Genomic DNA, 9,161 nt, shown 5'->3' on the forward strand with positions numbered 1-9,161 from the left:
TGTTCGCCGCCGACACCAGCCACCGCCTAGCCCAAAAGATCTTCACCGGCGGCTCCTGGAACCCCTGGAACATCCTCAACACCACCCAACTCGCCACCTAACAAACAACCGCGCGGACTTGACGGCAACCGCCGTCAAATCCGCGCGATTCCTGGGTGGGAAAAAGTGCCGAACTTCAAAGGCTGTCCAGCCAACAACATCGCAGTGTTAATCACCGTGAGATCGGTGTTTCTCTGCCGCTGTCCGACTGGCTAGCGTTCGACAGTAAATGAAGAGGCACAATATCAGTATCTAGTGGAACGGAGCTGTTGATATGAGTGATGGTCTGCTCTGGCCGTCAGGGTCTGACATTACGGGCAGTGGCTTGATCTGGCCGACGGCCTGAACCGGTGTGTGCCCGGCAGCGGTCACTCTGCTGCCGGGCACACCCGTGGTCACGACGTCTTCAACGTGTCAGTCAGTCCGCTCCGCACCAGTGCCCTTGCTGCGGAGCGGGCCGAACGGGTCGCGACCGCACAGGGCGATCAGTTTGGTCTGGGGGTCGGCGTCCTCCGGGACGCCGACCGGGTCTGCGAACAGCCCGCTGGCGGTCTGGCGTGCCAGTTGAGGCAGTGTCCAGTGGTACGCCCTCGTGGCGAGCTCCACGTCGAGTCGATCGTCCACGCCAATCGCCTGTGCGAGGTCCCAGGCGTGCACGGTGATGTCGATGGTCAGCTGGGCACAGTACTCGCCGGCTGTGACGTCGCCGTATGAGAGATGTACCGCCCGATGAAGCACGCCTGGAACGGACAGCTGGGCTATCGCCGTGGCGGTGACTTTCTCCCACCTGGCAACGGGGTCGTCGCCGAGCTGGTCGCCGTCGAATCGGTGACCGATCTCCTCGATGGTGGCACTGTCGAGGAGCGGAGGAACCCAGAGGTGTTCGTACACCATATGGTTGACCAGCGCGCGGACATCCCACTCGGCGCACGGCGTCGCAGCGCGCCATTGACCAGGTCCGACAACGTGCACCCTCCGGTCGAACTCGGCGACAGCTTTGGCGTGGAGCGCGAGCACGTCAGACATGGCGGTTCATGATACGCCGCCACCCACGCCCAAGTTCTGGCCCGTGATCCACCGCGCCGCGTCGGTCGCCAGGAATACGATCCCGTCGGCCACTTCCTCCGGTTCGCCGACCCGTTCGAAGGGGGACTGTTCCGCTGCGACGGCTTTGTAGTCCGCAGGTAGCATGTCGGTGTTGGTATAGCCTGGAGACACGGCGTTGACGGTAATCCGCCTGTGCCCAACTTCACGAGACAGCCCTCGAACGAACTGCTCTACAGCGGCCTTGCTGCCTAGGTAGAGTGACATGTTGGTGAACCACATCTTTGTTGCGCCGGTCGAGATCGCAATGATCCGTCCGCCGTCGCTGACTCGTCGGGCCGCTTCCTGCAAGGCGAAGTAGGCGCCCTTGGTGTTGGTGTCGAAGACGTAGTCGTAGTCCTCCTCCGTGCTTTCGAGCATCGGCTTCGTCACGGCCACTCCCGCGTTCACGACAACAATGTCGAGTCGGCCAAGTGCGGCCTCGGCCTCCTCGAAGAGCGCGCGTACCTCACCCAACTCCGAGACGTCTGCCTGGAGTGCGACCGCGTTCCCACCATCTGCTTCGACGGCCTGAACGAGCTCGTTGGCGGCCGCCGTGCTTTGGACATAGCTGACGGCAACAGCCGCACCATGGGCGGCCAGTCGCTCGACGCACGCGCGGCCGATGCCTCGTGAGCCACCGATCACCAGCGCGGTCTTGCCTTCAAGGTCCTTGTACACAACTACCTCTCGTACGTGTGATTTACGTTCACCAGACCGCCGGCGTTGGATCGCCTGCGGCTGGTGCCTTCGGCAGGCAAGAGGTTAGCCCTGATGGATACGGTCGGAGAAACACCAATCACAAGGCGATTGACAACCGGGCGTTGTATCAAAGAGCCAAGGTCTTCGTTATCTGTCAACAAGGAAATAGCGTCAATGGGCACGAACTTGTTGTTTTTCTTGACACTTTCCCCCGGCTAGCCTGGACCGCGCCCTACCCTCTGTAGTCTTCAAGGAGAACGTCATGACTCTGGATCTCAGCCGGCGAACTGTCGTCGCGTCTGTGCCAGCACTACTCGCGGGCGCCGTTCTGCCTGGTCACCTCCCTCGACCGGACTCTGTCAAGGCTGTCAGGCCGCAAGCCACAGGCAGTCCTACGCGGTTCTCCATCGATATGCCCAAGGCGACACTGAGGGAGATAGAGGAGCGAGTACGCACAGCCAAGTTTCCGATCACGTCAAAGGGCGCGAGATGGCGCTACGGCGTCGACGAGGCTTGGTTCAAAAGCCTGGTTGCATACTGGCGTAGAGGATATGACTGGAAGAGGGTCGAGGCGAAGCTTAACAAGACACCGCAGTACCTCGTCTCGATCGGCGGCCGCGACCTCCATTATGCTCATCTGGCTCCCCGTGGTGGCACAGTCCGGAATCCGCCTATCCTGTTGCTTCATGGCTGGCCGTACAGCTATGCGACGATGCTGCCGCTTGCCGAGCGCCTAGCTGGCAACGGGTACGAAGTGGTGGTTCCCTCGCAACCGGGTTCCGTGTTCTCCGAGTCCATCGACGACCAAGTTCGCGGACTGCGTTCGATCTCGCGACACATCGGGCTCCTCATGACCGAGGTGCTCGGCCACGAACGCTACCTGATCCATGCCGGCGACCAAGGAGCGGTCATCGCCGACTGGCTCAGCATCGACACGCCACACAACATCGTCGGCCTACACACCAACCTGGTGGCGGTCCGCCAGGCGGGCGCGCCGTTCGGATCCGGGCAGACCGGCGTACCGGACCCCACGCCAGAAGAACTCGCCTACGCACAGACCGAGGTGGAACTCCTCGATCGGGAGTTCGCCTACTTCCGCCTTCAGCTCACTCGCCCGGAGACAATCGCCTACGCCCTGACCGACAGCCCTGTCGGCCTGGCCGCATACGTTCTTGACAAGTGGCAGAAGTGGACGGACACGCGACAACGCCCATTCGAGGCCATCTATTCTCGAGACCGCCTGCTCACCGAAGTGATGCTCTACGCCCTGACCGACACGATCGCCACGTCCATCTGGCCCTACACGGGATTCGGGTTGGAAGGACTAGAACTCGAGCCAGGACAGAAGATCGGTGTTCCGTTCGGCTATTCGTCGTTCCCCGACCCGATCACGCCTCGCATGCCGAAGCACTACGCCCAACGATCGCGCAGCGACATCCGGCTATGGCGGGAACATGACAACGGCGGGCACTTTGCCGTCCTGGAACAGACGGACGCGTTAGCCGCCGACATCATCACATTTACCGGCCTTACCACCTGAGCTGTTCCACAGCCTGATGCACCCGACCATCGGGTGCATCAGGCGATGGCGTGCGTCCGTGTTGGCCGCCAGCTGCCGTAGGAGGCTTCGGACGGCTGAGCTGACCACAAACAGCAGGGAGATGCAGGAATGCCGGATGGCATTGTGCTCGTGACCGGCGCGGCCGGCGGCGGTCAAGGCAAGACAGGACGACGTGTCACGGGGTTGCTCCGCGAACGTGGCATACCCGTCCGTGCCATGGGTTCGTACATTGGACGACCGCGCGGAGCACCTGCGCCGCCTCGGCGCGGAAGTAGTCGTGGGCGACTTTCTGGACTTCCAGTCGATCCGGAACGCCGTCGCCGGGCGTCTCCTCCGTCTACTTCGCCTGCCCGGTCCAAGCGGGCCTGCTGGAGGCGACGGTCAACATGGCGGTCGCAGCCCGCACGGCGGGGGTGACGCGGCTCGTCGACATGGTGATGCTGGTCTCGGCCCCGGACGCTCCGACGCCGCGCCTGCGAGAGAACTACCTGTCCGAACAGGTCTTTGAGTCGGCCGGGGGTCGGGGCAGTCCACGTGAGAGCGACGGTGTTCTTCGAGAACGTCCATGCTCTTGCCCTGGCGAGCTCGGCGATCGACACGGGCGTGTTCAGGGCGCCGTTCGGCAGCGACAGCACTGTGATCCCCCTGGTCGCCGGAAAGGACGCGGCACGGTCGCGGTCGGCGCACTCACCGCCGCTGAGGCTCCCGTCGGCACGGCATACCCCGTAGTCGGCCAGGTCCTGACCGTACGAGAGATCGCCGCGACCTTGGCGCGCGGCTTCGGCCGCGAGATCACCTACCAGAACATCTCCGACGAGACGTGGCTTGAGGCCGTCGGCACCCGGATCAACGACCACGCCGCGACGCATCTGTCCAAGCTGTGGGCCGTACCTCGGGACTTCAACGGGGAGCGGACAGGATTATGCGGTCACCGACACCATCGAGAACGTGGGCGGCCGAGAACCGAAGACGCTTGCGGCGTTCGTGGCCGAGGAAGGCTCAGCTGAGGGTATGCCGGTTCGGCTACTATAGGAATGTGATCTCGCTCGATCATTTGCTGACATTTGCTCTTGTCTCGACACTGATTATCCTCGTGCCTGGGCCGGGAGTGCTGTTCATTATCGGCCGCGCTTTGTCGCACGGGCGCCGCACCGCGATGGCCTCGGCTATCGGGCAAGAGGCGGGCGGTTTTGTCTTGGTGATCGCGGTAGCTCTGGGCGTAGGCGCGGTAATGGAGCGCTCCGTCCTGGCGTTCACGCTCGTCAAGCTCGCCGGGGCCATCTACCTTGTCGTCCTAGGCATTCGAACCATAGTCCAGCGCCACGAGCACGCATCGACGCAAGACATGTCGATCGCAAACGACAGCCGGCCGCTAAGAGACAGCTTCGTCGTCGGCATAACCAACCCCAAAGGCGCTGTCTTCTTTTCCGCCGTGCTGCCACAGTTCGCGGATCGATCCAGCGGGCATCTCCCGATCCAGATCATCCTGCTTGGCGCGGTGTTCGTTGCGATCGCGTTGATCTGTGACTCGTTGTGGAGCCTGCTCGCCTCCAGAGCGCGAGCTTGGTTCACCCAATCACACAGACGCTTGAGGATTGTCGATGGGATCGGCGGTCTCACCATGATCGGACTGGGTGTCAGCGTTGCCTTCACCGGCCGCCCGGACTGATCAACCTGCCGCCTGACGACTGTCTGCATCCACAGGATCTAGACGGGTCGCTGAACCGCAAGTATCCGACCGATGTCCCAGAGATGGTGATGCGCATCGTGCGCGTTGTTCCGTGCCACATCCTCGGCACGCTGCACGCCACGAGTAATGTGCAGCAGCACGGTATCCGCGGCCAATGCGGCCTCGACAGCTTCCGACCATGCGGCGACGGCCCACTGCAGCGACCAGAGGGCTCCAGCCAGGGACAGATCGTCGTAGTGGCGAGCGCGCGAAAGCAGATCCGGATCATAACCCGGTACACGCCGATCTCCAGCCAGGTAGCCGCCGGTCAGCCGTTCGGCCCATCCGCGAAGGTTGTCGGCAACATGGCTGACGTACGCGGTAACCGTCCAGGCGAGGTCAGGATGCTTTTCGGTTCCTGTCGCACCCGCCAGCCGGTTAGCATACGCCGCTGGAATCTCCTTCACCTGCCGAACCGCTTCGACCGGAGCCATGGTGAAGTCGAAGGAACAAGCACGACAGGGATTCCCATACAGCTCCGCGCCCCACTTCTCCATGACTCGCTCCCTCCTATCGAGACCTTCGTTACAGCCGAAGGGCGACCTTGCCCGCGCTTTGACCCTCTGCGATGAATGATGTGGCTTCAACGTACCGGTCGAGCCCATCGAAGACCTCGGTGACAACGGGCCGTAGATATCCGAGGGCGATCCCGTCGAGGATGAAACGACTGGCCCGCCCGACCACTTCCGGTTGGCCCACGGCGTTGAAGTGCCTGTTCCCCGTGTGCTTGAACAGCGTGTAGACCTCGATCGAGAGATCCTTCGCCATGATCTCAGCCAACGGGACAACCGGCATTTCGCCCGAGAGCACGCCGTAGGAGATCAGTCTTCCCCTAACCGCGGCGATCGCACCGAAGTCCTGAAACGGTGCTCCGCCGATCGCATCGAAGACGACATCGACACCTCTATCATCTGTCATCTCAGCAACCAACCTGTCGAGATCGTCGTCACCCGAAACGACGACATGGTCCGCTCCGAGTCGTTCTAGCCGCTCACGGTGGCCACGGGATCGAGTCGTCGTGACAACAGTCGCGCCCAATGCCTTGCCAACCTGTATCGCAGCAGTGCCGACCGAACTGGTACCCGCCGTCACCAACACTACCGAATCTGGTTCCAGACGACCCAACTCAACGATGCCGCAATACGCCGTCAGGAAAGGATTCCAGAAAGTCGCCCCTTGCTCTGGCGTGAGAACAGCTGGTGTCTTCGTGACACAGCGCTCCGGAAGGAGGACACTCTCAGCGTGCGCGCTGTAGTCGTTGAGCGAAAAGTTGGTGAAGCTACTCACCACGTCCCCAGGCTTGACCGTCCGAACGTGATCGCCGACCACATCGACCACACCGCACACCTCATATCCCAGTCCTGCGCCCGGCAGCTTGGCGGGTTCTGGGTAGGTACCTGCGCGATACATCTGGTCGGCAACCATGAATCCCAGGGCCTGAGCCCTGATGCGCACCTCGTCAGGGGCCGGCTTGCGTTCCGGTTCCTCAGCAATCCGTAGAACGTCGGGTGAGCCATATTCATCGAAGCGTACGACGCGTGGCATGCGTGCCTCCACTAGAGCAGTACGAAACACCCCCGGCGGCTGTCCACAGTAGAGGACGATAGACAACGTGAGAAACAACGATCTTGAAGTCACCCACCTGCATGCGGTGTCAATCCGGCTATGCTCGGAACGGTGAGCATCGAACTGCGGCACTTCCGTTGTTTCGTCGCGGTCGCCGAGGACCTCAGCTTCTCCGCCGCCGCGCGCCGGCTCTACATGACACAACAGGCCTTGAGCCGGATCATCCGGCAACTGGAGGACGACCTCGGAGTCAAACTCTTCGAACGCACCACCCGGTCGGTCGTCCTCACACCCGCGGGTGTGGCACTCCTGCCCTCAGCACAGCGCACGGTAGCCGCAGCAGACGACGTCATTGAGACCAGTCGCCAACTCACCTCGCCGCACAGCGATCTCCCACTGAGAGTAGACCCTGGCTCCGGAGGACTCGAAACCGGCGCAGCGGTGCTGGCCAACGTGCGGCAGCTGCACCCAGAGTTGGCCGTCCAGCAGACCGAGGACGGAGTTCCGCGCGGGCTCGACGCACTACGGGACGGAAGCCTGGACGTCCTGCTAGGGCTGGCCACCCACGCCCCGGCCGACATTCGGATCGAGCCGCTTCGGTACGAACCAATCCTCGTTGGCATGGCCTCCTCACACCCCCTGGCAACGCTTGACCAGGTGCCCACGAAGCTGTTGGGAGACTTCGACCTCCTCCTACCGAGGCCCGAGGCCGCCGCCGAATGGGTGGAACTGGTGCAGCATGCCTGCTCCAGAGCGGGCGTGGGCGTCAGACGCTGGCCAGGGGCGACGCACGGCTCCGCCCAGGCGGCGGCCGTCCTGCGCGAAACTCTGTGTGTCGTTCCGACCGTCCAATGGCACGACCCGCCAGCCGACCTGGTGTTCCTTCCACTCACGGAGCCCACCACGCAGTTCACGTGGTCGATCATGACCTCCGCCCAGCGGCAGCCCAGACCTGGGCTCGAGCTGTTCCTTTCGGCCGCGCGAGATGTCGCCCGTGCACGTGGGTGGTTGACCCAGCGCAGCATCGCCGACTGACGACCGCAGCTCTGCCCGGGGTTGGCGAGCCACTCGGCTCGGCCATCCCGAGCATTCACACACGCCGGTTGTGAAAGCTGGGTAAATCGTTGTTTCCCAGATAGACGACACCGAACCTAGGCTGGCGCTCAGGTGTGGCCGCGGCATCCATGCGGCCGACCGCTGACACCAATAGCGCAAAGGAATCTGTCATGAGTCTGACCGTAGCGAACGGCCCACTGGCCGCAGAGCCAGCAACGCACAACTACCAGATCGACGGCCCCGAGCACCGGGTCTTCTTCCATCCGCTAGGCCGGCGCATCCGGCTGGAGTTCGCCGGTTCGACCATCGTCGACACCCGCTCGGCGGCGCTGCTGCACGAAACAGGGATCAGACCCCGGCTGTACGTACCGCTGAAGGATGCCCGAACGGACTTTCTGACACCCACCGACACGACATCGTTCTGCCCCTACAAGGGACACGCCACCTACCGGACGGTCGCTGTTGGGGACGAGCAGGCCGAAGACGCCTTGTGGCTCTATGAAAACCCTGTAGAGCAAGCACCATGGTTGCGCGGATACGCCGGTGTGTACGAAGAACGCTTCGACCGCATACTCGACGAAGAAGACGACGTCCGAGGCCACGTCCCGGATCCGTTCCACCGCATCGACATCCGCAGGGCCAGCAGTCGTGTCCGAGTCACGACACCGGACGGAACCCCTCTTGCAGAAACCGAACGAGCGCTCCTGCTCGCTGAGACAGGTTTGCCGAACCGCTACTACATCCCGACGGACGACGTTCTGGTCGCCCTCACCCGAAGCGACACGGTTACAGTCTGTCCGTACAAGGGAACCGCCTCCTACTGGACGGCCGACGGTTTGCCGGACGCCGCATGGTCCTACGAATCACCCCTCGACGAGTCAAGGGCGATCGCCGGGATGATGAGCTTCAGCGACGACACAGTCGTCGCAGTCGATCACCGCGCCACCGCCTAGCAACGGAAGTCGTGTCCTCCCATCGTTTCCACGCATTCGCCACGATGTGCTCCCGACTACAGCCGCGGGTCCACGGCCAAGCCGCTCTCGCTGGATTCGGTGCACGGCCGCACCGGCCGTACCTGCTTCAAAACCGGTCCACCGACCACTGTCGGCGCTGAAGTGGAGTGGTTGCTCGCAGATCTCTCCGAACCCACGAAACCAGTCCCTCTCCAACAGCTGCGCACCACGCTCGACAGAGTCGGCGCGTTGCCCGGTGGCAGCAAGATCACGTACGAGCCCGGCGGCCAGCTCGAGTTGAGCTCCCGCCCGGCCAGCCGCCTCCTCGAGTGCGACCACGCGGAGCCGGAGGCCGGCACGACCAGCCTAGGCCGCACGGCCGGGCTCGAGGTGTTCAACCTGCTCGTCGAGACGGTCGACCGGTACACCAGCGCCAAGGGTAAGCAAGCGTTCGAACTGGCGACCCAACTGT

Annotated in this window: 9 protein-coding genes and 1 pseudogene; 6 read left to right on the top strand and 4 right to left on the bottom strand. The window is 63.0% G+C overall.

Features of this window, described 5'->3' with window-relative positions; genetic code table 11:
- Nucleotides 1-453: 453 nt before the first annotated feature.
- Nucleotides 454-1,065, bottom strand: a complete 612-nt coding sequence (locus ACYVF6_RS43210; RefSeq protein WP_460531904.1) for a DinB family protein — start codon at nucleotides 1,063-1,065, stop codon at nucleotides 454-456.
- 6 nt (nucleotides 1,066-1,071) lie between these two features.
- Entirely contained in the window at nucleotides 1,072-1,803 is a 732-nt protein-coding gene (locus ACYVF6_RS43215; RefSeq protein ID WP_460531907.1) for a Rossmann-fold NAD(P)-binding domain-containing protein, read from the bottom strand.
- A 283-nt stretch (nucleotides 1,804-2,086) separates the two neighbouring features.
- Between ACYVF6_RS43215 and ACYVF6_RS43220 the strand changes: the two genes are divergently transcribed.
- The 3 genes from ACYVF6_RS43220 to ACYVF6_RS43230 all read left to right on the top strand — a co-directional run bounded on the left by ACYVF6_RS43220 (nucleotide 2,087) and on the right by ACYVF6_RS43230 (nucleotide 5,054).
- Entirely contained in the window at nucleotides 2,087-3,364 is a 1,278-nt protein-coding gene (locus tag ACYVF6_RS43220; protein ID WP_460531910.1) for an epoxide hydrolase family protein, read from the top strand.
- A 555-nt stretch (nucleotides 3,365-3,919) separates the two neighbouring features.
- Nucleotides 3,920-4,114, top strand: coding sequence for a hypothetical protein (locus ACYVF6_RS43225; RefSeq protein WP_460531913.1), 195 nt, complete (start codon nucleotides 3,920-3,922; stop codon nucleotides 4,112-4,114).
- Nucleotides 4,115-4,421: 307 nt separating this feature from the next.
- A complete protein-coding gene (locus ACYVF6_RS43230) occupies nucleotides 4,422-5,054 on the top strand; it encodes a LysE family translocator (RefSeq protein ID WP_460531916.1) in 633 nt (210 codons plus the stop codon).
- Nucleotides 5,055-5,092: 38 nt separating this feature from the next.
- Here the strand turns inward: ACYVF6_RS43230 and ACYVF6_RS43235 are convergent, their stop codons facing one another.
- Complete coding sequence (locus ACYVF6_RS43235; protein ID WP_460531919.1) at nucleotides 5,093-5,611, bottom strand: hypothetical protein; 519 nt, start codon at nucleotides 5,609-5,611, stop codon at nucleotides 5,093-5,095.
- A gap of 28 nt (nucleotides 5,612-5,639) precedes the next feature.
- Nucleotides 5,640-6,659 carry a zinc-dependent alcohol dehydrogenase family protein gene (locus ACYVF6_RS43240; RefSeq protein WP_460531922.1) on the bottom strand — a complete coding sequence of 340 codons (1,020 nt, stop codon included), beginning with the start codon at nucleotides 6,657-6,659 and terminating at the stop codon, nucleotides 5,640-5,642.
- Between the two features lie 132 nt (nucleotides 6,660-6,791).
- Here ACYVF6_RS43240 and ACYVF6_RS43245 point away from each other — a divergent pair, with 132 nt between their 5' ends.
- The 3 genes and pseudogenes from ACYVF6_RS43245 to ACYVF6_RS43255 form a co-directional block, all read left to right on the top strand.
- Complete coding sequence (locus ACYVF6_RS43245) at nucleotides 6,792-7,715, top strand: LysR family transcriptional regulator (protein ID WP_460531925.1); 924 nt, start codon at nucleotides 6,792-6,794, stop codon at nucleotides 7,713-7,715.
- A gap of 149 nt (nucleotides 7,716-7,864) precedes the next feature.
- On the top strand, nucleotides 7,865-8,689 hold the full coding sequence (locus ACYVF6_RS43250; RefSeq protein ID WP_460531928.1) for a DUF427 domain-containing protein: 825 nt from the start codon (nucleotides 7,865-7,867) through the stop codon (nucleotides 8,687-8,689).
- Nucleotides 8,690-8,860: 171 nt separating this feature from the next.
- Nucleotides 8,861-9,161: pseudogene (locus ACYVF6_RS43255) on the top strand (hypothetical protein); the annotation flags it as partial.

The organism is Flindersiella endophytica (genome assembly GCF_054779015.1).

Bases quoted from the DNA above. Each gene is read 5' to 3' on its own strand.
- ACYVF6_RS43210 (WP_460531904.1), bottom strand. From the start codon at position 1,065: ATGTCTGACGTGCTCGCGCTCCACGCCAAAGCTGTCGCCGAGTTCGAC.
- ACYVF6_RS43220 (WP_460531910.1), top strand. From the start codon at position 2,087: ATGACTCTGGATCTCAGCCGGCGAACTGTCGTCGCGTCTGTGCCAGCA.
- ACYVF6_RS43235 (WP_460531919.1), bottom strand. From the start codon at position 5,611: ATGGAGAAGTGGGGCGCGGAGCTGTATGGGAATCCCTGTCGTGCTTGT.
- ACYVF6_RS43240 (WP_460531922.1), bottom strand. From the start codon at position 6,659: ATGCCACGCGTCGTACGCTTCGATGAATATGGCTCACCCGACGTTCTA.
- ACYVF6_RS43250 (WP_460531928.1), top strand. From the start codon at position 7,865: ATGCGGCCGACCGCTGACACCAATAGCGCAAAGGAATCTGTCATGAGT.